At 68.0% G+C, this 23003-nt stretch carries 23 protein-coding genes and 1 pseudogene; 14 read left to right on the forward strand and 10 right to left on the reverse strand.

Going from position 1 to position 23003, the window contains the following annotated elements:
• Positions 1 to 52 precede the first annotated feature (52 nt).
• Genes ACZ5BU_RS10855 through ACZ5BU_RS10875 form a run of 5 tightly spaced genes read left to right on the forward strand, consistent with a single transcriptional unit; the run spans position 53 to position 3753 of the window.
• Positions 53 to 610, forward strand: a complete 558-nt coding sequence (locus ACZ5BU_RS10855; RefSeq protein ID WP_465697591.1) for a VanZ family protein — start codon at positions 53 to 55, stop codon at positions 608 to 610.
• 9 nt (positions 611 to 619) lie between these two features.
• A complete protein-coding gene (locus ACZ5BU_RS10860) occupies positions 620 to 1630 on the forward strand; it encodes a D-isomer specific 2-hydroxyacid dehydrogenase family protein (protein ID WP_465697593.1) in 1011 nt (336 codons plus the stop codon).
• Positions 1623 to 2684, forward strand: coding sequence for a D-alanine--(R)-lactate ligase (vanA, locus tag ACZ5BU_RS10865; RefSeq protein ID WP_465697595.1), 1062 nt, complete (start codon positions 1623 to 1625; stop codon positions 2682 to 2684). The genes ACZ5BU_RS10860 and vanA overlap by 8 nt, the downstream gene beginning before the upstream one ends.
• 14 nt (positions 2685 to 2698) lie before the next feature.
• Positions 2699 to 3304, forward strand: a complete 606-nt coding sequence (gene vanX, locus ACZ5BU_RS10870; protein WP_465699239.1) for a D-Ala-D-Ala dipeptidase VanX — start codon at positions 2699 to 2701, stop codon at positions 3302 to 3304.
• Positions 3301 to 3753 carry a GNAT family N-acetyltransferase gene (locus ACZ5BU_RS10875; protein WP_465697597.1) on the forward strand — a complete coding sequence of 151 codons (453 nt, stop codon included), beginning with the start codon at positions 3301 to 3303 and terminating at the stop codon, positions 3751 to 3753. Before vanX ends, ACZ5BU_RS10875 begins: the two co-directional genes overlap by 4 nt.
• Here ACZ5BU_RS10875 and nicT read toward each other — a convergent pair.
• Positions 3748 to 4806: a Nickel transporter NicT gene (gene nicT / locus ACZ5BU_RS10880; RefSeq protein ID WP_465697599.1), complete on the reverse strand. Its 1059-nt coding sequence runs from the start codon at positions 4804 to 4806 to the stop codon at positions 3748 to 3750. The two genes, ACZ5BU_RS10875 and nicT, sit on opposite strands and share 6 nt — an antisense overlap.
• A gap of 108 nt (positions 4807 to 4914) precedes the next feature.
• On the opposite strand from nicT, the gene ACZ5BU_RS10885 reads away from it, so the two are divergent.
• Entirely contained in the window at positions 4915 to 5586 is a 672-nt protein-coding gene (locus ACZ5BU_RS10885; protein ID WP_465697601.1) for a Type 1 glutamine amidotransferase-like domain-containing protein, read from the forward strand.
• Here ACZ5BU_RS10885 and ACZ5BU_RS10890 read toward each other — a convergent pair.
• Entirely contained in the window at positions 5576 to 7615 is a 2040-nt protein-coding gene (locus ACZ5BU_RS10890; protein ID WP_465697603.1) for a heavy metal translocating P-type ATPase, read from the reverse strand. The genes ACZ5BU_RS10885 and ACZ5BU_RS10890 overlap by 11 nt on opposite strands.
• Positions 7608 to 8069, reverse strand: coding sequence for an ArsR/SmtB family transcription factor (locus ACZ5BU_RS10895; protein ID WP_465697605.1), 462 nt, complete (start codon positions 8067 to 8069; stop codon positions 7608 to 7610). Before ACZ5BU_RS10895 ends, ACZ5BU_RS10890 begins: the two co-directional genes overlap by 8 nt.
• 103 nt (positions 8070 to 8172) lie before the next feature.
• On the opposite strand from ACZ5BU_RS10895, the gene ACZ5BU_RS10900 reads away from it, so the two are divergent.
• A complete protein-coding gene (locus ACZ5BU_RS10900; protein ID WP_465697607.1) occupies positions 8173 to 8694 on the forward strand; it encodes a DinB family protein in 522 nt (173 codons plus the stop codon).
• 101 nt (positions 8695 to 8795) lie between these two features.
• Here ACZ5BU_RS10900 and ACZ5BU_RS10905 read toward each other — a convergent pair whose 3' ends face one another.
• The 3 genes from ACZ5BU_RS10905 to ACZ5BU_RS10915 form a co-directional block, all read right to left on the reverse strand.
• A complete protein-coding gene (locus tag ACZ5BU_RS10905; protein WP_465697608.1) occupies positions 8796 to 9983 on the reverse strand; it encodes a MalY/PatB family protein in 1188 nt (395 codons plus the stop codon).
• Entirely contained in the window at positions 9973 to 10398 is a 426-nt protein-coding gene (locus tag ACZ5BU_RS10910) for an RNHCP domain-containing protein (protein WP_465697609.1), read from the reverse strand. Before ACZ5BU_RS10910 ends, ACZ5BU_RS10905 begins: the two co-directional genes overlap by 11 nt.
• 128 nt (positions 10399 to 10526) lie before the next feature.
• Entirely contained in the window at positions 10527 to 11948 is a 1422-nt protein-coding gene (locus ACZ5BU_RS10915; RefSeq protein ID WP_465697611.1) for an alpha-amylase, read from the reverse strand.
• 132 nt (positions 11949 to 12080) lie between these two features.
• On the opposite strand from ACZ5BU_RS10915, the gene ACZ5BU_RS10920 reads away from it, so the two are divergent.
• From ACZ5BU_RS10920 to ACZ5BU_RS10930, 3 genes and pseudogenes are all read left to right on the forward strand, one after another.
• Complete coding sequence (locus ACZ5BU_RS10920) at positions 12081 to 12467, forward strand: amidase family protein (RefSeq protein WP_465697613.1); 387 nt, start codon at positions 12081 to 12083, stop codon at positions 12465 to 12467.
• Positions 12409 to 12718, forward strand: a pseudogene (locus ACZ5BU_RS10925) (amidase family protein); the annotation flags it as partial. The gene ACZ5BU_RS10920 and the pseudogene ACZ5BU_RS10925, both read left to right, overlap by 59 nt.
• Before the next feature lie 36 nt (positions 12719 to 12754).
• Entirely contained in the window at positions 12755 to 13207 is a 453-nt protein-coding gene (locus ACZ5BU_RS10930; RefSeq protein WP_465697615.1) for an amidase family protein, read from the forward strand.
• Here ACZ5BU_RS10930 and ACZ5BU_RS10935 read toward each other — a convergent pair.
• Both ACZ5BU_RS10935 and ACZ5BU_RS10940 read right to left on the reverse strand, forming a co-directional pair.
• A complete protein-coding gene (locus tag ACZ5BU_RS10935; protein WP_465697617.1) occupies positions 13133 to 13912 on the reverse strand; it encodes a polysaccharide deacetylase family protein in 780 nt (259 codons plus the stop codon). The genes ACZ5BU_RS10930 and ACZ5BU_RS10935 overlap by 75 nt on opposite strands.
• Positions 13909 to 14784, reverse strand: a complete 876-nt coding sequence (locus ACZ5BU_RS10940; RefSeq protein WP_465697619.1) for a glycosyltransferase family A protein — start codon at positions 14782 to 14784, stop codon at positions 13909 to 13911. Before ACZ5BU_RS10940 ends, ACZ5BU_RS10935 begins: the two co-directional genes overlap by 4 nt.
• A 153-nt stretch (positions 14785 to 14937) precedes the next feature.
• Between ACZ5BU_RS10940 and ACZ5BU_RS10945 the strand changes: the two genes are divergently transcribed.
• The gene (locus ACZ5BU_RS10945; protein ID WP_465697621.1) at positions 14938 to 18189 is read left to right on the forward strand and encodes a hypothetical protein; all 3252 of its coding nucleotides are present in this window, start codon (positions 14938 to 14940) and stop codon (positions 18187 to 18189) included.
• Here ACZ5BU_RS10945 and ACZ5BU_RS10950 read toward each other — a convergent pair.
• Positions 18161 to 18574 (reverse strand): hypothetical protein, encoded by a 414-nt coding sequence (locus ACZ5BU_RS10950; RefSeq protein WP_465697623.1) that lies wholly within the window; start codon positions 18572 to 18574, stop codon positions 18161 to 18163. The genes ACZ5BU_RS10945 and ACZ5BU_RS10950 overlap by 29 nt on opposite strands.
• A 103-nt stretch (positions 18575 to 18677) precedes the next feature.
• Here ACZ5BU_RS10950 and ACZ5BU_RS10955 point away from each other — a divergent pair, with 103 nt between their 5' ends.
• The 3 genes from ACZ5BU_RS10955 to ACZ5BU_RS10965 are packed head-to-tail and all read left to right on the forward strand — an operon-like array spanning position 18678 to position 22306.
• Positions 18678 to 20381: a SpoIIE family protein phosphatase gene (locus ACZ5BU_RS10955; RefSeq protein WP_465697625.1), complete on the forward strand. Its 1704-nt coding sequence runs from the start codon at positions 18678 to 18680 to the stop codon at positions 20379 to 20381.
• Entirely contained in the window at positions 20381 to 21316 is a 936-nt protein-coding gene (locus ACZ5BU_RS10960; protein ID WP_465697627.1) for an alpha/beta fold hydrolase, read from the forward strand. The genes ACZ5BU_RS10955 and ACZ5BU_RS10960 overlap by 1 nt, the downstream gene beginning before the upstream one ends.
• A gap of 51 nt (positions 21317 to 21367) precedes the next feature.
• The gene (locus ACZ5BU_RS10965; RefSeq protein WP_465697629.1) at positions 21368 to 22306 is read left to right on the forward strand and encodes a hypothetical protein; all 939 of its coding nucleotides are present in this window, start codon (positions 21368 to 21370) and stop codon (positions 22304 to 22306) included.
• Between the two features lie 2 nt (positions 22307 to 22308).
• On the opposite strand, the gene ACZ5BU_RS10970 is transcribed toward ACZ5BU_RS10965, so the two are convergent.
• On the reverse strand, positions 22309 to 23001 hold the full coding sequence (locus ACZ5BU_RS10970) for a VOC family protein (RefSeq protein ID WP_465697631.1): 693 nt from the start codon (positions 22999 to 23001) through the stop codon (positions 22309 to 22311).
• Positions 23002 to 23003 lie beyond the last annotated feature (2 nt).

Consider the following 23003-nt stretch of genomic DNA (forward strand, 5'->3'; position numbering starts at 1 on the left):
AACATCCGGCCGGGTTCACTGGCCGGATGCCTTCGATCTGCCGCGGTACGACGTGCCTCTGACCGGTCTCCGCTTCTGGTTCACGACGTTCACCGGGCTCGCATTGTTGACAATCCTCGCGTTTCCCGTCGCCGCGCTCACGGTCTGGCTCCTGGGCCGCCGCCGGGGAACGCGACGCGCACTGGCCGAGGTCGGCATCGTCTACTGGACGGTCCCGCTGGTGTGGATGACGATGCTGCCGAACAGCGGCGCCGGCCTCGTACCCGGCACGATCAGCCTGGTCCCGTTCCGCGACCTGGTGACGATGTCGGTTCCGCAGATTGTCGGCAATCTGCTGATCTTCGCCGCGCTCGGCTTCTTCGCGCCGATGCGCTTCGCGGCACTCGCCTCCGTACGGCGGATCCTGCTGCTCGGTGCGGTCTGCTCGACCACGGTCGAGGTACTGCAGTACGTCCTGGAGCTCGACCGGGTGTCCTCGGTGGACGACGTACTGCTGAACACCGTCGGTGCCGGCCTGGCCGCGCTCGCGTCGTACCGGTGGTGGCTCCGGCCGACATTTCGTGGAGATATGGAAAACCGGATACGCGAGGGCAACGCCGCTCGTTCTTGACTGGGAGGCATGAACTACGGCGAACCAGCGGAACTGCTGGCCTCCGCACCCGTCCTGACCACGGGAGTCACGGTCTTCGGCTGCGAACCGGACGAGGAACTGCTGTTCCGGGAACTCGCACCGCGCCTCGGTGTGCTGCCGAACATCACCAGTGCCCAGCTGACCGAGCAGAACGCGGACCTGTCCTTCGGCAACCGCTGCGTCAGCATCGGCCACAAGCATCCCGTGACGAACGACGCCCTGCGGGCCCTGAGCCGAGCAGGCGTCGAGTACGTTTCGACCAGGAGTATCGGCTTCAACCACCTCGACCTGGACTATGCGGCGAGCGTCGGTATCGAGGTCGGGAACGTTGCCTACTCCCCCGACAGCGTCGCCGACTACACGCTGATGCTGATCCTGATGGCGATACGGAACGCGAAGTCCGTCGTCCGGCGGGCCGACATCCACGACTACCGGCTGAGCGAGGTCCGTGGGCGTGACCTGCGCGATCTCACCGTCGGCGTCGTCGGCACCGGGCGGATCGGCGCCGCGGTCCTGGACCGGCTGCGCGGGTTCGGCTGCCGGGTGCTTGCCTACGACAACCGTCCGGCGACGTCGGCCGAGTATGCCGGGTTCGACGAACTTCTCCAGCAGAGCGACGTGATCACGTTGCACACGCCGCTCACCGCCGAGACGCAGCACCTGCTGAATCGCCGGCGCATCGCGCAGTTGAAGCCGGGTGCGTTCGTGGTGAACACCGGACGCGGTGCACTGATCGACACCGAGGCCCTCGCCGACGCGCTCGAGTCACACCGGCTCGGCGGCGCCGCGCTCGACGTACTCGAAGGTGAAGAAGGCATCTTCTACGCCGATCACAGCAACAAGCCGATCCAGAGCACGTTGCTGCTGCGACTCCAGGCACTGCCCAACGTGCTGATCAGCCCGCACACCGCGTACTACACCGACCGTGCCCTGCGGGACATGGTCGAGAACTCCCTTGCCAATTGCCTGAACTTCGAAAGCAGGAAGCACCATGAGTAAGTTGAAGGTCGGAATCCTGTTCGGCGGCGTGTCCGAGGAACACGGAGTCTCGGTCAAGTCCGCACGGGAGGTCGCGAAGCACCTCGACACCGAGAAGTACGAGCCGTACTACATCGGCATCGCGCAGAGCGGCGCCTGGAAGCTGTGCGACGGTCCGGACACGGACTGGGAGAGCGGCGATCCCGTCGTACTGTCGCCGGACAGCAGCGTGCGCGGTCTGCTCGTACTGGAGTCCGACCGGCTCGGCTCGCGGATCAGGCACGGGCAGTACCGGACGATCAACCTGGACGTGATCCTCCCGGTGCTGCACGGCAAGCGCGGCGAGGACGGCGCGATGCAGGGTCTGCTCGAGCTCTCCGGCATCCCGTACGCCGGCTGCGACATCCAGAGCTCGGTGTTGTGCATGGACAAGACGCTGACGTACCTGGTCGTGCAGAGCGCGGGCATCGCGACGCCGAACTTCCGGATCGTCGGCGCGAAGGAGACGATCGACCCCGAGCAGTTCAGCTACCCCGTGTTCGTGAAGCCGGCCCGGTCAGGGTCGTCGTTCGGCGTCAGCAAGGTGACGCAGGCGGACGAGCTGGCGAACGCCGTCGAGACCGCGGCACAGTACGACTCGAAGATCCTGATCGAGGAGGCTGTCGTCGCGAGCGAGGTCGGTTGCGCGATCCTCGGCAACGACCCGGAACTGATCGTCGGCGAGGTCGACCACATCGCGCTGTCGCATGGCTTCTTCAAGATCCACCAGGAGAGCTCGCCGGAGACCGGTTCGGAGAACTCGACGCCGATCGTTCCGGCCGACATCCCCGCCGAGACGCGCTCGCTGGTCCAGGAAACCGCGAAGGCCGTGTACCGGGCGCTGGGCTGCACCGGGCTGGCCCGCGTCGACCTGTTCCTCAAGGAGGACGGGTCGGTGGTCCTCAACGAGGTCAACACCTTCCCGGGCCTGACGTCGTACAGCCGGTACCCGCGGATGATGACAGCGGCCGGGCTGCCGCTCGGCAAGGTGATCGACGAGCTGGTGTCGGTGACGCTGTCGGGGAGTCCGCGGTGACGGCGGCTCTGGTGATGTCCGACCTCGTGTACGTCGACGAGTTCGCGGCCGGGATCCGGTGGGACGCGAAGTACGCGACCTGGGACAACTTCACCGGGAAGCCGGTGGACGGATACCGGGCGAACCGGATCGTCGGCACCCGTGCGCTGTGCGCGGCACTGGAACGTGCGCAGGAGAAGGCCGAGCCGCTCGGGTTCGGCCTGCTCTTGTGGGACGGGTACCGCCCGCAACGGGCCGTCGACAACTTCGTGCGCTGGTCCGAACTGCCCGAGGACGGCCGGACGAAACCGCGGCACTACCCGAACATCGAACGGGCCGACATGCTCACCCAGGGGTACGTCGCGACGCGATCGGGACACACCCGCGGAAGTGCGGTCGACCTGACGCTGTACCACCTGGACACCGGCGAACTGGCGGACATGGGCGGTGATCACGACCTGATGGACTCGATCTCCCGCCACGGTGCCTCCGGCATCAGCGCGGCGCAGGCCGACACCCGCGAAACGCTCGCGGTCGTGATGGAGGCCGCCGGCTTCGAGCGGTACGACTGCGAGTGGTGGCACTACGCCCTGCGCGACGAGCCGTATCCGCACACCTACTTCGACATCCCGATCGCATGATCCGGCCGGCGGAACCCACCGACACCGCAGCCGTGAACGAGCTGCTCGGCCAACTCGGCTATCCACAGGACGACCCGGACGCGACGACCGCCCGGCTCAAGTCCTGGGCGGACGACCCGGCCAGCGCCGTCCTCGTCGCCGATGCCGACGGCAACCTTCTCGGACTGGTGGCGGTACACACCGAGCCGTTCATCCAGTTCGACGGTTCTTCGGGACGGATCGTGGCGCTGGTCGTCGCCGACCGGGCCCGCCGCCGAGGGATCGCGACCGAACTGATGGCGGCCGCGGAATCGTTCGCCGTGAGCCAGGGCTGCGTCCGCTTCGAGGTCACCAGTTCGAACTACCGCACCGAGGCGCACAAGTTCTACGAGGGCCGCGGCTACGTCAACCAGGCCGACCGCTCGTCCCGCTTCATCCGCAACCTGCCGCAGCTCAACGTCCGATCATAGGGAGCCGGACCACTTCTCCTCGATCCGGCCGAACTTCCACACCGCGTGCGCGCCGAGCCAGGTGATCACGAACAGGCCGACGATCGCGTACCCGACGTAGTTCAGATCGACGCCCGCGATCGCCGCCAGCGGACCGTGCTCGATGTGCAGCTTGTCGGTGAGGATCGAGATCAGCTCGATGCTGCCGATCACCAGCGCGACCGCGACCGACAGCCCGGTGATCGTGATGTTGTAGTACACCTTCCGGACCGGCTTCGCGAACGCCCACCCGTACGCGAAGTTCATCAGGCAGCCATCGATCGTGTCGAGCAGGCTCATCCCGGCGGCGAACAGGATCGGCAGGGTGAGTACGGCGTACCACGGCAGGCTGAACGCGGCCGCGCCGCCGGCCAGGACGAGCAGGCTCACCTCGGTCGCGGTGTCGAACCCGAGACCGAACAGGAGGCCGACCGGGTACATCTGCCACGGCCGCGTGACCGTCTTCGTCACGCCGGACAGGAGGCGGTTCAGGAAGCCGCGGTTGTTCAGGTGCTGCTCGAGCGTCGCCTCGTCGTACCCGCCGGTGCGCATCCGGCGGAACATCTTGACCACGGCAACGAGGACGCCGAGGTTGAGCGCGGCGATCAGGTACAGGAAGACGCCGGAGACCGCCGTTCCGACCACGCCGGTGAGCTGCTGCAGCCGCGACGAGCCGTCCGTGACCTGTCCGGCCAGCGTCCGGACGCCGATGCCGAGCAGGAAGCACAGTACGAACACGACGGTCGAGTGGCCGAGCGAGAACCAGAACCCGACCGACAACGGCCGCCGCCCGTCGGCCATCAGCTTGCGGGTGGTGTTGTCGATCGCCGCGATGTGGTCGGCGTCGAACGCGTGCCGCATACCGAGCGTGTACGCAGTGACACCGAGACCGACCCCGAAGACGCCGGCCGACCCGAGCAGGTAATGCCGCGGGGCCACGATCAGCGCGAGCACGCCCCAGCCGATCAGGTGCAGGACCAGTACGAACGCCGCCATCGCGCCGACCGACATCCACTCGCGCCGCGTCACGTCCATTCGCCTCACGAATCGCCAGTAAACCCCTGTTGCGGATCAGATGCAACTGAGTCGCATCAGGCGTACGGGTCTTCACAGCGCGTACGCCTGCACGGCATCATCGGGTCCGTGCCGAAACTTCTGCTGACGTCGTCGGGGATCAGGAACGCGAGTATCACCAACGCGCTCGTCGAGTTGCTCGGGAAGCCGATCTCGGAGGCGAGTGCGTTGTTCGTGCCGACCGGGATCTACCCGTTTCCCGGTGGCGGTGAGAAGGCGTGGCGCGCGGTCAAGGGGCCGATGCTGGAGCTCGGGTGGAAGTCGCTGGGACTGCTCGAGCTGACCGCGCTGCCGTCGATCCAGGAGAAGAGCTGGGTGCCGACGCTGCGGGAGACGGATGCGTTGCTGGTTTGGGGCGGCGACGTCCTGTATCTGAGCTACTGGCTGCGGAAGTCGGGTATCGCCGAACTGTTGCCGTCGCTGGACCTCGTCTACGTCGGCGTCAGCGCGGGGAGCATCGCGCTGACACCGTACAACTGCGACTGGGAGTTCGACCTCGAGTTCGTCCCGGAGGGCAGCGACATGGCATCGCACGCTCAGCCGCTCGGGCTGGTCGACTTCACGCTGTACCCGCACCTCGGCCGCGCGGACATGGAGGACACCACCCCGGAGAACATCGAACGCTGGGCCTCCACCGTCCCGGTCCCGACGTACGCCATCGACGACGACACCGCGATCAAGGTCGTCGACGGCAAGCCAGAGGTCATCTCCGAAGGCGAGTGGAAACTCTTCAACCCCTGACGTCGCAGGTACAACGGTCGTCGCAGCAGGATCGTTGCGGCGTGAGCATGAGCAGCTGCCTGCCGGCGGGTGCTGTGACGGTCGGTGGAACGACGGCGGCGCGAGCCTGCTGTGCCGGCCTGAGAGCACGGTGCGCGGGCAGATGCTTCTTGCGGCCGGCCCGGATGCCGTTGGCGATCACCAGGACCTCGGCCAGCTCGTGCGAGGCGATCACCGCGGCCAGGCCCAGTAGGCCGGTCGCAGCCAGCGGGACCAACGTGACGAGGATCCCGCCGGACAGCAGCAGGTTCTGGGTGAAGATCCCGCGCGCGGACCGGGCGTGCGCGATCGCGTCGGGCAGCCGGCGCAGGTCCGCGCCCATCAGCGCGACATCGGCCGCCTCGATCGCGACGTCGCTGCCCATCGCACCCATCGCGATCCCCGCGTCCGCGGTCGCCAGCGCGGGCGCGTCGTTGATCCCGTCGCCGACCATTGCGACCGGGCCGCGAGCCTGCAGTTCGCGGACGATCCGGGCCTTGTCGTCCGGCAGCAGCTCCGCGCGGACATCCGCGATACCTGCCTGAGCGGCGATCGCGGCCGCCGTCCGGGCGTTGTCGCCGGTCAGCATCACCAGCTCGACACCTTGGCGCCGGAGCATCGCCACCGCCTCGGCGGCCTCCGGCCTGATCTCGTCGCGTACACCGATAGCACCCAGTAGTACGCGGTCGTGCTCGACCAGTACCACGGTCGCGCCTGCGTCCTGCAGACGCTCCACGTCGGGCAGCAGTGCGCCGGCTTCGACGTAGCCGGGCTTGCCCAACCGCGCAGGCCGGCCGGCGATCGTCCCGGTCAAACCCTGCCCGGGTGCGGCTTGCACACGGTCGGCCGGGTTGATGCCGTTCCCCGCTGCGGCGAGGATCGCGGCCGCCAGCGGGTGCTCGCTGCGGAGCTCGAGCGCTGCGGCTACGGACAGGACGACGGCCTGGCCGGTTCCCGGTACGGCGACGACCTCGACGACGGCCGGTTCGTTGCGCGTCAGGGTTCCGGTCTTGTCGAGGGCAACGATCCGGATCGCGCCGAGTGCCTCGACCGCGGCGCCACCTTTGATCAGTACGCCGGCCTTGGAGGCCGTACCGATCGCAGCCACCACCGCGACCGGCACCGACAGCGCGAACGCACACGGAGCGGCCGCCACCAGGACCACGAGCGAACGTCCGATCCACACCCCGGGATCGCCGAGCAGACTGCCCGCACCGGCGACCAGGGCGGCCAGGATCAGTACGCCGGGCACCAGCGGCCGGGCGAGCCGCTCGGCGAGACGCTGGCTCGACCCCTTCCGTTCCTGGGCGTCGTGCACGACGTGCACCAGTCGCGCCAGCGAGTTGTCGGCCGCGGTCGCGGTCACGGTGACCTCGAGAACCCCTGCACCGTTGACCGCGCCGGCGAAAACCTCTGCTCCGGCTCCGACCTCGACCGGGACCGATTCACCGGTGACCACCGACATGTCCAGCGCGCTGCGGCCGGACGACACCACGCCGTCCGTCGCGACCCGCTCCCCCGGCTTCACGAGCAGCACGTCGCCGACCCGGAGCTCGTCGGGCGCGAGTACGACCTGGGCGCCACCACGCAGCACCGTCGCGGTTGGCGGCACCAGGCTGAGCAGTGCGCGGAGGCCGTGCTGCGTACGGGCGACGGCGTACTCCTCGAGCCCTTCGGCGATCGAGAACAGTACCGCCAGCATCGCCGCCTCACCGTAGTTGCCCAGGGCAACCGCGCCGACGGCGGCGAGGGTCATCAGCAAGCCGACTCCGAGTCTGCCGCGGCGCAATGCGCGGAGGGTCCCGGGTACGAAGGTCGCCGCTCCGATGACTAGCGCCGCCAGCTCGAGCACTCGGGCGGCTGTGCCGGGCACGAAGATCGCGGCGAGCAGCAGCACACCGGCCACGGCGGCCGCCTGCAACTCACGAACCTGCCAGACCGCAGCCGGTGGCGCCGCGGCTTCCTCCTCCGAGACGCCCGGAGCATCGGTCGCACAGCAAACGTCAGCCACGCCGCGCCCCGCCCGCCTTCACCAGGCCGCTTCGAAGCGGGTCGGCCTGAAGCGGGTCGGCCTGAAGCGCATGGGCCTGAAGTGCGCCGTCGTGCAGCGGGTCGCCCGCTGCGCAGGCGTAGTCCTCCGGGTCGCACGCGGTGTCGCCCGCGTGGTCCACGAGCAGGACGAGCGCCGCCAGGTCGGCCAGCGCCCGCGCCAGCTTCGGGTCGGCCAGCTCGTACCGCACACGGCGCCCGACCGGCACGGTCCGCACCAGACCACAGCCACGCAGACATGCGAGGTGGTTCGACACGTTTCCGCGCGTCATCCCGAGCCGATCGGCAAGATCCGAAGGAAACGCGGGCTCGGCGAGGAGTGCCAGCAGCAACCGCCGCCGGTTCTCGTCCGCCAGCGCCGTACCCACCCGAGCCAGCGCCGCCGCGTCCACGACCACCCCAGGTCCGTCACTCATGCCGCGACGATACATCCACCGCTGAATTCAGTACAACCTGAATCCTCAGCGGAGAGTCCACCAGGTTCTGTCGCCGCAGCCGCTGCCGTGGTGCCATGAGAATGTGGACAGAGCTGCTGTGCACGACGAGCTCGAGAGAACCCGCGCCGACTTCCGCCGGCTCGTCGGAGGAGCCGATCGCGACGACCTGCGGAGGCCGTCCGACGGCACCCGCTGGAACAACCGCCAGCTGCTCTTCCACATGTTGCTCGGCTACCTGATCGTCGGGGCGCTGCTGCGGCTGGTGAGGCTGTTCGGGCGGTTACCTCCAGCAGTGGGACGCGGGTACGCCCGTGTCCTCAACGCCGGAACGCGCCCGTTCGACACCGTGAACTTCCTCGGCTCGTGGGCCGCCGGTCACACCGTCAGCCCGCAGCGCATGATCGTCATGTTCGACCACACGGCCGCGAAACTGCACCGTCGCCTCGATGCCGAGTCCGACGCTGATCTCGCCCGCGGCATGCACTACCCCGACAGGTGGGATCCGTTCTTCGACGACTACATGACGCTGGCGGACATCTACCACTTCCCTACCCAGCACTACGACTTCCACCGCCGCCAGCTCACCCTGCACCAACCGGACTGACCCCAGCACCCGCCCGTCCGAGGTTGTCACGATCATCGATCCGCCGGAGCCGACGGAGCCTGGGCCGCCGCCGACTGGGCCTGCGCCGATCTGACCGTGTTTCAGAGGGCCGCTGTCAGACGGGTGATGGCTTCGTCGACGGTCGCCCGTGGGCAGCCGAGGTTGACGCGCAGGTAGCCGTGGCCCTCGTGGCCGAACTTCTGGCCCTTGTCGAACCACAGCCGGGCTTTGGTGAGCATGAACTTGTCCAGGGCCTGGGCGTCCAGTCCGAGAGCGCGGCAGTCCATCCAGGCCAGGTACAGCGAGTCGGCCGGGAGGACGTGGAGCTTGTCGGTGGCGGCATGTACGGCGTCCGCGAACTGGCGGTGGTTATCGCGGACGTACGGGAGCAGCTCCTCCAGCCACGGTTCGCCGTACCGGTAGGCCGCCTCGCCCGCGACCATCCCGAGCAGGTTGACGATCGGGAACAGGTTCCGTTCGTACTGGCGGGCGAGCTCCGCGCGGACGCGTGGATCGGGTACGAACACGTTGGCGCACTGCAGTCCGGGCAGGTTGAACGTCTTGCTCGGCGCCGTACACGTGATGCTGTTCCGCGCGAAGTCCGGTCCCAGCGATGCGAACGGGACGTGCCGCTTGTCCGGATTCATGATCAGGTCCTGGTGGATCTCGTCAGCCACGACCAGTACGCCGTGCCGCGCGCAGATCTCCCCCATCGTCCGCAGCTCGTCCTCCGACCACACGTTGCCGGTGGGATTGTGCGGGTGGCTGAGAATGAACAGCTTCGTGTCCGGCCGGATCGCAGCCTCGAAGCTGGCGGCGTTGAATCGGTAGCCGTTGGCCGTCCGTTCCAAGGGTGCGTAGGCGAGCCGGCGACCGTTCAGCAGTACGTCCTGGTGGAAGTGCACGTAGACCGGCGGCTGGATCAGCACCGAATCCCCCGGCGCGGAGAACGCCTGCACCACGGTCTTGAGGGTGGTGATGATCCCCGCCGTCACCACCACCCACTCCCGCGGCACCTCCCACCCGAACCGTTTCGCCTGCCACCCCGTCACCGCATCCAGATAGCCTTCGGTCGGCCCGGCCGCGTACCCGAACACGCCGTACTCGACAGCGTCGTGCAGCGCATCGATCACCGGGCGGGGCGACCGAAAGTCCATGTCCGCAACCCACATCGGCAACGGATCGGCCGCGATCTCGTCGGCGGCCAGCCACTGCTCGGCACCCGCCCACTTCATCGAGTTCGCCGTACGCCGATCAACAATCTCGCCGAAGTCGGACTCATGACCCATGCCACTCACCGTACGTCGGCGCCCCGTTCGGTGACGGCTTCGCCTTGCGGGCTCGTGGTTTGCGGGTGGGTTCTGGTTGGGGGTCGGGGGCGAACGGGATGAAAGGCATGCTGAGTGGCAGGGCTGCCAGGCGCATGAGGAGCAGGGCGTTGTCGTCGCCGGCGGTCTTGTTGAGGCGGAGGCGGCCGCAGTTGGTGCAGCGGTGGATGAGGACCCAGCGGCCCTCGCCGCGGACGGTGACTGCTATGGGTTCCATGCCGCCGGAGCAGTCGGCCTTGCGGTCACCTGGGACGTTGCGGTCCAGGTGCCGGGACCACAGACAGCTCGGGCAGTGGTTGCGGTGGGTGGTGCCGGGGGCGTCGAGGGAGACCTCTACGCCGCAGTGCTCACAACTGAACGAACGTGCGAAAGCCAAACCGATGAACCTTTCAGAGCGAAGCTGCAGGACAGGACAGACATCGGCTTCCCTCCTTCCGGTCTGCGCCGGCTCGTCCGGCGCACGTTTCCCCAGCAGATCAGCCCGCGACCGGCGGCGTCAATCGATTAAGACACCCGGGCGGCGGCGTGCAGGGCCAGGCCGTCGGTGGCTGCGATGTCGGCGCGGAACCAGCCGCCCGAGTCGACGGCGTACGTCGGGCCGCTGCAATGCCCGGGCGTGTAGTCCCCGTGGAATACGTCGCAGTACACCCCGGCCGGAAGGTCGGTGTGGAAGCTTCGACCGGTCAGTGCAGAGCTCTCGTCGTTGAGGACGAGGTAGCCCGTGGTACCGCGGCCGAACGCGATCGCGTCGTTCCCGTTGTCCCACCACTCGGTCACACCGGTCCCCCGTACGGCGTTGTGGAAGGCAACCATGTTGGCGATCACCCGCCACTCGTGCTCGCACCGCCAGCGGTTCGTGAAGCACGTCGTGTCCACGGTCTGCCCCGTACTGGTCGACGGCGGGCCCTCGTCGTTCGAGCTGTACTCGTAGCTCGACATCACCTTCGGCGTACCGTACGTCCAGGCCAGCATGAACGCGTTCGCCATCGCGTACCGCCCGTTGTCGCGGAACGTCAGCACCCCGCCGCCGCGCTGCGTGTCGTGGTTGTCCGTGAACACCACCGCATCGTTCGACGGCAGCGGCTCCGCGAACGTCCGCAGGTACGCCAGCTTCTCGGTGTTGAAGATCTTCGCCAGATCCTTCCCGTACCGGAACTCGAGCACGTCCCCGTTCCCGACGTACTCGTCCGGTGTGATCGGCTCGCCGTCGCCGTAGATGACCTCTTGGTAGATGTACGCCGACCGCGACAACCGCGCCTTGATCGCCGCGATGTCGTCGGCCGGCATGTGCTTCGACGCGTCCAGCCGGAACCCGTCGACCCCGATCGACAGCAGATCGTTCAGGTACGCCGCGATCTTCCCGCGCACGTCATCGGTCTCGGTCGCCAGATCCGCCAGGTCGACGAGCTCGCAGTTCTGGACTTCGTACCGGTCGAAGTAGTTGACGACGTCGTCGTTCCCGTTCCGGCCGCAATGATGGAAGTCCAGCGTTTGGTAGATCCCCGGATAGTCGTAGTGCGTGTACGACGACCCCGCACTCCCCACCCCGCCCGACGATCCGCCGGTCATGTGGTTGATCACGGCATCCACGTAAACCTTCACGCCGGCCGCATGACAACTGTTGACCATGGCAACAAAGTCGCTGCGCGTTCCGCGCCGGGTCTGGTCGATCTTGTAGCTGACCGGCTGATAGTCCTGCCACCACGGATACCCGGCGACCACGACATGCTCCTGAGGCGGCGAAACCTGCACAGCGCCGTACCCCTTGGGCCCGAGCACCGCCCCACACTCGCGCCCGACCGAAGCCCAGTTCCATTCGAACAGCTGGACGATGACGTCCCGATCCCCACCCGGCGCCGCCTGCGCCCGCACACTGCTCAACCCGAGCATCGACAGACCGAGCAACAGAACCAGCAATCGACGCATCAGCAAACTCCCTCGGGGCGGCGGGTACCCCATGAAACCACCGCGCCCGGCCGAACGCGACCCCTCGCGCCCGCACCTTTCCGCTCAGTTACGTCTCCACCGCAGGCTGATCGTGAGGTCCATACTCAGGACATGACCGACGAGCTGTCGCGGCTCGACGCGACCGGACAGGCCGACCTGGTCCACCGCGGTGAGGTCACCGCGGTGGAACTGGTCGAGGCCGCGATCGCCCGCGTCGAAGCCCTCAACCCGGTGCTGAACGCCGTAGTTACTCCGATCTTCGAGCAGGCGCTCGAGACAGCTGAGCGCGGTCCGTCAGGCCCGTTCGCGGGTGTGCCGTACCTGCTCAAGGATCTCGCGTGCGAGATGGCCGGCGTACGGTTCACCGAGGGCTCCCGGTTCCTGGCCGGCAACGTGTCGACGCACGCCCTTTGCCCATGGCAACGACCTGGGCGGTTCGCTGCGCTACCCCGCGTCCGCCTGCGGCCTGTTCGGGCTGAAGCCGACCAGGGCGCGTAACCCACTCGGCCCGGGGTACGGCGACGTGGCGGCCGGCAGCGCGGTGGAGCACGCGCTGACCCGATCGGTCCGGGACAGCGCGGCACTGCTCGACGCGACCTCCGGTCCGGCGCTCGGCGACCCGTACTGCGCGCCACCGCCGGACCGCCCGTTCCTGGACGAGGTCGGCCGCGACCCCGGGCGGCTGCGGATCGGGTACACCGCGCGGACGCCGGACGGCGATCTCGGCCATCCCGACTGCGTCGCCGCGGTCGAGCACGCCGCCCGGCTGTGCGACTCGCTCGGCCATGAGGTCGTCGAGACCGACTGGCCGGCCTTCACCACAGGTGACCGCCGCCGAGTGGCTGACGGCGATCGAGGAACTCCAGCGCTTCACCCGCCGCGTCGCGCAGTTCCTCACCACGATCGACACGTTCCTCACACCGACAATGTCCACCCCACCGCCGTCGATCGGCACCATCTACTCGACCCCCGACGACCCATGGCGCTCGATCGAAGTCAGCGGCCCGACCGTCCGCTACGCGGGCATCGTCGCCAACCTCACCGGGAACCCCGCGATGTCCGTCCCTCTTTGGCAGAACGCCGCCAACCTACCGATCGGCGTCCACTTCCTGGCTCCGTTCGGCGACGAAGCAACCCTCTTCCGCCTCGCCGCCCAGCTCGAATCAGCTTCGCCCTGGGCCGACCGTCTCCCGCCGATCCACGCGTCGCACGGGCCCGGATTGCTGGTAGGCGGGTAGTCCGAGCAGCTTGTCGACTGTGGTGAAGGTGTAGCCCTGGGCGCGTAGGCGGGGAACCAGTAGCTTTACGGCCTCGACGGTTGCGGCTCGGTCGGCGGATTTTCCGTCCCAGCCGTCGTGGAAGATGATGATCGAGCCGGGCCGGGTGGTGCGGAGGGCCTGGGCGGCGATCCGCTGCGCGCTGGGTTGGGCCACTTCCAGGAGGTGGCAGAACTCGCCGGACACCACTTCGAGACCGTGCTGCTCGAGGAGGTCGGGCAGCGCGGGGATTCGGAGCAGCCACGGTGGGCGATAGAGCGCCGGGCTGATGCCGAGCTCGGCGAAGGCGGCCGTCCCTCGTTCCAGTTCGTCGGCGAGGGTACGGCGGCGGAGGTACTGCGTGAACTCGTGCGTATGTCCGTGCAGCCCGACCACGTGCCCCGTCGACACCAGCCGCTTCGTCACCTCGGGGTGTCGCTGAACGGCCTTGCCCACTTGGAAGAACGTTGCCCGGATGTCCTCCTCGTCGAGGTAGTCCGCGAGCTGCGAGGTGTACGGCTCGTTCGGGCCGTCGTCGAAGGTGAGCGCGACCGCACGTTCGCCGGCCGGCCCGCGGTACGGGAACCGGCCGAGAGCCTGCGAGTACGGCGACATCATGAACCAGTACGCCGTACCGACCGCCAAACCGGCGCCGGCGCCGTACCGTGAGATCGTCCGCGCGCTCACCGCTTCGCCAGCCAGGTGTTCTCCACCAGCCCGGCCGCCACGATCGCGCCGGCAACGATCGCCGCCAACCAGGCCAGCCCGATTGCTCTCGCCCTGATCCGCTGCGCTCGCGGACCGGACCTCCAGCGCTCCACGGTCTGGCTCCGGAACGCCGGCGCCGTACCGATCACCGGCCGTCCGGCGACGCGGTTCACCATCACCGCGAGCGCGTAGTAGAAGAGGAACGACACCGCCACGTTGTAGACCAGCCCACGCGCCAGCCGTCGCGCGGACGTGAAAGTCGGGTTGGCCCGGTCGAAAGCCACGCGCCCGCGCGCCCGCAACTGCCCCAGCAACCCCAGTTCGTCCGCGCCCTGGGTCCCGGTCAGGTCGTACCCCGACCAGACGTCCTTCCGGAACGCGATGTTGGTTGCCGTCACGTACATGACCCGCCCGGTGGCCCGGTACACCAGATGCACCAGGTCGAACAGGATGCCGGCGTACACCCGCCCCCACCACGGCCCACCGACATACGTGCACGGGCCCGCCACCGCCACGCGCTCCGGATCGTCCCGGAAGCTCCGGTCGATCCGTGACAACCAGCCCGCGTCGAAGACGGTGTCCGCGTCGCTCGACACCACGATCTCGCCCCGCGCCACCGCGCTCCCCCGGTGCCGCGCCGCGCATACACCGGGTACCTCCTCGCGCACCACCACCGCGCCGTACGACCGAGCGATCTCCGCCGTCCGATCGGTGCAGTTGTTGTCAACCACAACCACTTCGACCCCGCCGGCGAAGTCCTGCTCCGCGAGCGACCGCAAACACTCCCCGATCAGCCGCTCCTCGTTGAAGGCAGGAATGACCACTGTGAATCTGACGTGCCCAATCGACATGCCGGTAACCCTAGGGCCTCCCAGACCCTTCAACGATGGTGCTAGCCCCCGTATCCTCGGACGGGTTAGCCCCCTGCGGTCGGCGTATCAATCACCGGCTTCGAGCCTCCTTTAGGTAAGAAGCCGATCTCGTGGAGCGGGGAGGCACAGCAGATGACGAATCTCGTCGATCAGCCGGCCGGTGGTCTCGATCAGCAGACGGACGTCGCGTTCCATTACTGGCGCCGCGTGCTTTGGCTCGTGGTGGGCGCCGCCGTCTTCGCCGGGCTCGCCATACTGCTCGGAGGCTCTCTCGGCAACGGGCCGCAGTGGTTCTGGATCACCCTCCTGGTGATCACCGTCGTACTGGGCCTGGTGCTGCTCTTCCGGACCGACCTCCTCGAGCGGGTGCTGCCGAGCTCTCAATCCGAGCGGCTCCCCGTCCAGCTCGCGGTCCTGCGCTGGGGCACGCTGGCCCTCTCCGTACTCACCACCGCGCACTTCGGCATTACGGCGAGCCTCAAAGGTCAGGCACGGTCGATGGTCGGCATCGAGCTCGCCGGCAACAGCAAGGCCTGGACGGGCTGCGACTGCGACGGCCCGTTCAACAGGGCCGTACGGCAGGACTTCTGGTTCATCGGCTCGTACGTTCTACTGCTCGTCGTACTGGTCCTGTGGGCCGGCTGGTACTTCCGGCTCCCCACGCTACGGCGGGCGCGCTACGCCGTCGCCATCTCGGTCGTCGTGGCCGGCGTACTCGACCTCGCCGAGAACATCCTCATGCTCGCTGCAGGAACGGCGGACGGGCCCTGGCAGCTGGCCGCGGTCTGCGCGTGGGCAAAGTTCGCCTTGCTGCTCGTCGCCGTCGTGTACGTCGCAGCCGGCGCGTTCGCGTGGTGGTCGACGCCGCGCTGGGTCCGGCTCGCGTCGTGGGCGCTACCGTCGTACGCCCGAAGGCCGCCGGACACGGACGGGCCGTCCGCCGGCGGAACCCAGGTGGATCGGGGCACCGCGCCCAGAGGGGTCGCGAAGCACGGCATCGCGCTGTCCGGCGGCGGCATCCGAGCGTCGTCGATCAGCCTCGGTGCGCTCCAGGCACTCGACGGCGGCCTGCTCGGCTGGTCGACGGCGCGTGCGGTCACCGCGGTATCGGGTGGATCGAACATGGCGGCGGGCTGGAGCATCGCGCGGTCGAGCTACCAGACCACAGACGGCGGGAATCCCGGTCGGGTGCAGCCAGGCAGTCTGGCACCGACTCCTTGGGTGATGCAGCCCAACGGCTGGCTCACCCCGGAGGAACGCCATCTGGTCGACAACCTCGGGTACCTCGCGTCGAACGAGCCGCGCGGATCCGACACCGACCCGGCCGCCACGAACTCCACCAAGCAGGAGGCGCTCGCAGGCAACCAGCCGTCCACCAAAGCGTCGTACCGGCCGACCGTCTGGGCAACGGTCATCGCTGGACTCACGGTCAATGCGCTGGTGCTGGCGAGCATCGTCTGGGCGATCACCCGTCCGGTTGGCTGGATGCTGCGCAACTACACGGACCGGCACGGCATCCTGCCCGCGGGCGCGATGCATGAGCTCGTCAAGGAGCACGGGCTCGCCCGGCCGGGCGTGGTCTTCCTGGTCGTCGGATTCGCGATCGTACTGCTCTGGACCCTCGCCGCTCAGTTCCTCGTCGGCCCCGCCCAGAACCAGCCGTGGGCGCGCCTCACGATGGTGGCACTGAAGTGGGCGTCGTACGCCGCGCTCGGCATCGGGCTGTTGCTCGCGCTGACTGTGTGGGGGTTCGTCGAGCTGGCCGGCGCGGTCGCTCATCTGACGTTGCCCACGGCGATCGCCACCGCGACCGCGGCCGCCGGGGTGATCGGCTCGGCCGTCCGGATTCTCCGGAAGCCGGCCGCCCGTTTCGCTCCGATGCTCGGTGGGTTCGCCTTCATCGTCGTCGCGCTGTTTCTGGCGGCGGTGTCGACCTGGACGGCCGCCAAACACGGGGTGAGCTGGTCCGGCAACGATCTGCTCAGCTGGCAGTCCGGCTGGAACTGGGTCCTCGCGCTGGCGATCGTGACCTACGTGATCCTCGGACCGAGCCCGGAGGACTGGTCGCTGGCACCCTTCTACCGGGGCAAGCTGCGGCTGGCGTACGCGACGTACCGGGGCGCCAACGACGAGCAAATCCAGGCGTACCAGAACGACAACATCGCCGGTGCCGACGATGCCAAGCGTGAACCGGGGCTGTTCTCGTTCAACCAAGACGTGCAGGGCGTTCGTACGCCGTTGGTGGTGTGCACGACCAGTACTGTCACGTCACGAGCGGTCCGCAGCCATTACGGCACGCCGGCGCTGAGCGTGACGTTCGATCCGGACCGGACGATCTTGCATCTGCCGCAGGACGGGCGCGGTCACACCCTCGAGTTCGCCGCACCCACGAGCGTGGTCAACAAGCTCGGCGAAGGCCTGCACAAACGGATCACCACGATGATGGCTGTTGCGATCTCCAGCGCCGCGGTCTCCCCCGCGATGGGCCGCATCGGCATCGGACCGACCAGCATGCTGCTGACCTTCTTCAACATCCGGCTCGGCGTCTGGATCGCCAACCCGCGGTTCATCACCCAGCTGGAAGCCAACGGTCTGCAGGTCAAGGACGAGCTGCGGTACGCGCGTACCGGTCTCGGCTACCTGTTCAAGGAGTTCTTCGGGATCCACGACCTCGACGACCCGTACCTGTACCTCACCGACGGCGGGCACTGGGAGAACACCGGGCTCGTCGAGCTGCTCCGGCTTCCCGAGGTCACCGAGATCGTCTGCGTCGACGCCGACTCCGGCCCGGGCGACGCGACCAGTTCGCTCGGCAAGGCGATCGCGATCGCGCCGAGCGAGTGCGACATCCGGATCGACATCAGCCTCGACCCGCTCCGGGCGGCGCCGAGCGGCTCGCGCGTACCGGCGTACTCGCCGCGGACCGTCAACATCGGGTTCTTCACCAAGGGCGCCGGGTTCTTCACCGACCAGACGCAGGTCGGGGTGCTCTGGTACGCCAAGCCCGGTCTCGCCAAGGAGATGCCGGCCGCGCTGCTCGCCTTCCACGAGCGGTACCCGAGCTATCCGCGGGAGTCGACGCTGAACCAGTTCTTCGACACCGCGAGCTTCGTTGCCTACCGCAACCTCGGGCGGTACAACGCCGGCCAGATCCTGTTCGCCCGCGAGAAACTGATGGAGGCTCTCACCGAGCTGCTGGTTCTGGACGCCGCAGCGCTCTACCAGAAGTTGCAGGCGATGGCTGCTGATCCTCAAGGTCACTGGGTCATGATCGAGCTGCTGCGCGCTGCCCGGAGCGCGGCCGGCCCCGACACCACCGCCACGGCGTCGCGCGTCGCCGTGTACTGCCGCGCCGTCAGGAATTCCCTGGTGACACAGCCCTGACGAGCCAGCGCGACATCGGGCGCAGCTCGGCGAAGGCGGCCCGGTACCGCTCGATCTGCTCGGACGGGGCGTACCACCACGCCAGACTGACGTGTAGGCCGTCCAGATCGAACCCGACTCCCAGCTCGACGTTCCTCGCGATCCGTACGATCGCGCCCTGCCGCTGCCACGCCCGCAGCAGGACCTCGCCGTACCCCCACACCGAGAAGTCCTCGTACGCCGGATCCGCATCCGCGACCGTGTTGAGCAGGCCGATCATCGGCTGCCGGACCAGGTCCTCCCGCTCCCGCCGGCACTGCCGCCGTACGTCGGCCGAAGGCTCACCCTCGAGCTGCAGCAGTACGTCGAGCGCGGACGTCGGCCACCCCTCGAAACCCCTGGTCACAACCCGCAGCCTAGCGAGCTGCGACAACGCTGTCAGTGCGCTCGATGCCTTGACGCCATCCCGATTCCAGCGTCCCATTGGCTAACAGGGGTGGGGGGTAAGCGTGTTCGTAGCGCGTCGACGTACGGTCCTCGGCGTTTCGCCGCAGCTGGAGGCCAGGGTCGGACCGTTCAGCCTGCGACGGCGCGACAACCTTGCCCGAACCATCGCGGCACTCGCACTGGTCGGCGCGGCCTACTATCTCGGTGCACGTCTGGGGCTGAGCCTGTCCCTGGTCTCGCGAAACGTGACGCCGCTGTGGCCGCCCAGCGGGATCGCACTCGCAGCGTTCCTGGTGCTGGGGAGATCGATGTGGCCGGGCGTCGCGCTCGCGGCCCTTGCCGTGAACCTACCGATCAGCGCCGGCCTACTGCCCGCCGGACTGACCGCGGTCGGCAACACCCTCGCTCCGCTCGTAGCGTCGATCGTGCTCGAACGCGTCGGGTTCCAGCGGCAGCTCGACCGCCGACGTGACGCCCTCGCGATCGTCTTCCTCGGCGCCCTCGCGAGCATGACGATCAGCGCGACCATCGGCGCCGTCACGTTGACCATCTCGAAAGGTACGCACGACCTGGCCGGCGCGTGGGCGGTCTGGTGGACCGGCGACGCGATGGGCGTTCTCGCCGTCACCCCTTTTCTCCTGTGCATCCCTCTCTTCCGGGAGCTCGAGCCCTGGCCCGTGCGACGCTGGCTCGAAGGCGTGCTGATCCTCGTACTGACCACGGTCGTCGCCTGGTGGACGACGTACACCGATCTGTCTTTGTTGTTCCTGGTGCTGCCCTTGATGGCGTGGGCTTCGTGGCGCCTACAGCTGCGCGGCGCCGCACCCGCCGCCCTGATCGCGTCGTTGATCGCGACCTGGTCTGCAACACACAGCCGCGGTCCGTTCGCCGGCAAGTCTCTGCTCGAGCAGATGCTGACCCTTCAGGCCTTCAACGCCACCGTCGCGCTGATGTCCTTCTTCCTCGCCGCGCTTGTCACCGAGCGCACGATACTGGCCGGCGCACTGATGTCCGCGGCCCGACAGCAACTGAGCCTCGAGGAAGCACGGGCCCGCCGAGAACACACGATCGCCGAAACGCTGCAACGCAGCCTGCTCCCGGACCGAATGCCCGATATCCCCGGCGTCGCAGTTGCCGCGCGGTACGTCCCAGCGACCGCTGACCTCCACGTCGGCGGCGACTGGTACGACGTACTTCAACTCCGCGACGGCCGCGTAGCACTCGTCATCGGCGACGTGGCGGGCCACGGCCTCCAAGCCGCCGCAGCCATGGCCCAACTGAGAATGGCCGTCCGCGCGTACGCCGTCCACGACCCGTCCCCCACCGCGGTATTGACCGGCCTGCACGACCTGATCCGCGACCTCCCAGTGGCCGACCTTGTCACCCTCCTCTACGTCGTCTACGACCCGGCCACCGGCGAACTGAGGTTCACGAACGCCGGACACCCGCCGGCCCTCCTGATCGACAACGGCAACACGCACTACCTGGACGGTGCACTGGCTCCACCCTTGGGCGTACTGACGGACTGGGACTACACCGAGGCAACCAACGAACTGCCACCCGGCGCGACCCTCCTCCTCTACACCGACGGCCTGATAGAACGTCGCACCCGTTCGATCCAAGAAGGCCTGGACCAGCTGCAGACCGAAGCCTCGGTGAAGTCCGACCTGGAGGCCCTCTGCGACCATCTCCTCTCCACCCTTCTGGAGAACGACAAGGTCGCCGACGACATAGCCTTGATCGCGCTACGACCACTGGAGAGTTGATGGACGCTCGCGGTCTGCACGAGTCGCACGTCGTCTCGACGCCTTCGTTGAACCTCGCGTACGAGGCCGCAGGGCCGTCGGACGGTCCGACCGTCGTGCTCCTGCACGGGTTCCCGTACGACGTGCGCTGCTACGACGATGTGGCGTCAATCCTCGCCGAGGAAGGGATGCGCGTCGTGGCACCGTACCTGCGGGGATACGGGCCGACGCGGTATCGCGATCCGGCCGTCATGCGCTCCGGTCAACAGGCCGCGCTCGGCCAGGATCTGCTCGATCTCCTCGACGCCCTCGAGGTCGAACGTGCAGTCGTCGGCGGCTTCGACTGGGGCGGCCGAGCCGGCTGTATCGCCGCAGCCGTAGCACCCGAACGGATCGCAGGCTTGGTAACGGTTGGCGGCTACAACATCCAGAACATCGCCCGATCCGGCGAGCCCGCACCGCCCGAGGTCGAGAGCGCCGCCTGGTACACCCACTACTTCCTCACCGATCGCGGCCGCGCCGGCCTCGAGCGCTACACCGAAGAGCTGTGCGGCCTGCTCTGGCGGCAGTGGTCCCCGACTTGGTCCGGCTGCGACACTGCCTTCGCCGCATCCGCCCCCAGCCTGCACAACCCCGACTTTGTAGACACTGTCATCCACTCCTACCAACACCGCCGCCAAGCCGCTCCCGGCGATCCCCGCTACGACAAGCTGGAAGACGTCTTGGCAACAAGCCCCGCCATCACCGTCCCCACCATCTCCCTGGACGCCCTGGCGGACGGTCTGGGCCCCGACGACTCCCGGCCGGACGAACCACTCTTCACCGGAGGCTTCGACCGCCGCGACCTCCCCGGCATCGGCCACAACCCGCCTCAGGAGGACCCGGCCAGCTTCGCCCAAGCAGTACTGGATGTCGCCGCACGGCAATCTCCCGGTGGTGCAACTTTTCGGGTCTGACGCGTATCGAGATAGCTAGAGGCTGTTTGCTGTTGGGGAGGGATGGTCAACATGTCGAGACGACTTGGTACTGCGGGCCGGATGGCTGCTGCCACTGTCTTGCTGACGGGGGTGCTGGCCGCGGCGCCGGGCGAAGCCCTGGCTACTGACACAACCGCGACCGCCGCATGCAAGATCGAGGCCGGTTCGGTGACCGCCGCCGGCGATCACACCCACAGGGTGATCACTGCCGGCTCACCACCAACGGTGCTGGCAAAGCCGACGTACACGAACCTGTTCCCGGAGGGTCTGCCCAGGGTGAGCAGTCTGTATTTCAACGACCCCGTCATCCCTGGTTTCGGTGGCGCGTACTTCGGCCACGTGGTGATCGGCTCGGGGCTGTACAGCAGCGGGTACTTCCTCACTGAATCCGGTGAGATCGACCGGACCCAGACGCACAACTTCCGGATCGGCGGCGGCTGGGGCGACGTCACCTTCCTCGAGACCAGCTACCCGCACGATACGAATCCGTACGCCTTGGTCAACCACTATGCGCTGCACGGAAACGGCACAATCACCCGGTGGGACGACAAAGGCGGGTTCGGCTGGACCAACCCGCAGTCCGCGGGCGGCTTCTCCGCGGTCAAGACGATGGCGCTGATCAGCCAGACGGCGACGTACGACACCTTCCTGGCCACCACTCGCGGCGGCGCCCTCTACACGATCCGGCTGCCCCTGACATCGCCGATGAAACCGGTCGTGAAGCGGGTCCGTAGCTCCACCTGGGGGTCCTTCGACGCACTGCTCGCCGAGAAGTGCGGCCAGTACGGCACTCTGCTGCTGGGGATCGACAAGGACACCCAGTCCGCCTACCTGTACGCCCTCGGCCACGCAACCGGCCCGACCACAGTCATCAAGGGCCTCGGCAAGGTCCCCGCCACCTTCACCGACCCGCTGTACTTCCGCTTCACCGGCGAACCCGGCACCGCCCCGCTACTGTTCGGCGAGTGACTTCAGTCGTCGCGGCCCTGCCAGGTGGTCACGCAGACTTCGTTCCCCTCCAGGTCGGCAAGCACCCAGAAAGCCGGGGCACGCGTCGCGGACACCAGCCGTCCCCCGGCCGCCAGCGCCGCCTCGACCCGCCGCGGCGCCTCGTCATGCGGGACACACACGTCGAAGTGGATTCGATTGCGCTGCGGACGTGCCTCGTCCATCTGCTGGAACCAGACGGCCGGGCTCTGCCCGACGGGGTCGACGAGCGGATCCTCCGGTCCGTCGGCACCCGCCTCATCGCCGTAACCCAGTACCGCCTTCCAGAACGGCCGGATCCCGGCGATGTCCAGCGCATCGATCGCGATCTCCACAATCTGCACGGACCTCGGTGCGCCGGTACCGATCTCGGGCTCAGCCACCAACCCGGCCTTCTCCGCCGTCGCAGAGATCCGCAGCGCCAGCTCGACATCCCGAGTGGTCACCGCCGCAGACTCCAACGACTGCAGCGTGAAGACGACCCGATCAGGCCGAACATCGACCCGAAGGTGCCCGTCGGCATTGTCCCCGCACGCCGCAACAGCCTCCGCCGCCAACCCCACGGCCCGAGTCAACGAGTCCACCACAACCGACGTACGCAAAGCTCCCAACATGAACCGCCACCCGGCACCCGCAACCGCGTCCGACGCTTCCTGCCGCCCCAGAATCCGCTCCATCC

This window comes from Kribbella sp. NPDC031520 (genome assembly GCF_055580825.1).

Coding starts and splice junctions, on each gene's coding strand:
- ACZ5BU_RS10915 (WP_465697611.1), bottom strand. CDS start 11,948: ATGCGTCGATTGCTGGTTCTGTTGCTCGGTCTGTCGATGCTCGGGTTG.
- ACZ5BU_RS10960 (WP_465697627.1), top strand. CDS start 20,381: ATGGACGCTCGCGGTCTGCACGAGTCGCACGTCGTCTCGACGCCTTCG.
- ACZ5BU_RS10875 (WP_465697597.1), top strand. CDS start 3,301: ATGATCCGGCCGGCGGAACCCACCGACACCGCAGCCGTGAACGAGCTG.
- ACZ5BU_RS10905 (WP_465697608.1), bottom strand. CDS start 9,983: ATGGGTCATGAGTCCGACTTCGGCGAGATTGTTGATCGGCGTACGGCG.
- vanA (WP_465697595.1), top strand. CDS start 1,623: ATGAGTAAGTTGAAGGTCGGAATCCTGTTCGGCGGCGTGTCCGAGGAA.
- ACZ5BU_RS10860 (WP_465697593.1), top strand. CDS start 620: ATGAACTACGGCGAACCAGCGGAACTGCTGGCCTCCGCACCCGTCCTG.
- ACZ5BU_RS10930 (WP_465697615.1), top strand. CDS start 12,755: ATGAGGTCGTCGAGACCGACTGGCCGGCCTTCACCACAGGTGACCGCC.
- vanX (WP_465699239.1), top strand. CDS start 2,699: ATGTCCGACCTCGTGTACGTCGACGAGTTCGCGGCCGGGATCCGGTGG.
- ACZ5BU_RS10945 (WP_465697621.1), top strand. CDS start 14,938: ATGACGAATCTCGTCGATCAGCCGGCCGGTGGTCTCGATCAGCAGACG.
- nicT (WP_465697599.1), bottom strand. CDS start 4,806: ATGGACGTGACGCGGCGCGAGTGGATGTCGGTCGGCGCGATGGCGGCG.
- ACZ5BU_RS10940 (WP_465697619.1), bottom strand. CDS start 14,784: ATGTCGATTGGGCACGTCAGATTCACAGTGGTCATTCCTGCCTTCAAC.
- ACZ5BU_RS10895 (WP_465697605.1), bottom strand. CDS start 8,069: ATGAGTGACGGACCTGGGGTGGTCGTGGACGCGGCGGCGCTGGCTCGG.
- ACZ5BU_RS10920 (WP_465697613.1), top strand. CDS start 12,081: ATGACCGACGAGCTGTCGCGGCTCGACGCGACCGGACAGGCCGACCTG.
- ACZ5BU_RS10965 (WP_465697629.1), top strand. CDS start 21,368: ATGTCGAGACGACTTGGTACTGCGGGCCGGATGGCTGCTGCCACTGTC.
- ACZ5BU_RS10970 (WP_465697631.1), bottom strand. CDS start 23,001: ATGGAGCGGATTCTGGGGCGGCAGGAAGCGTCGGACGCGGTTGCGGGT.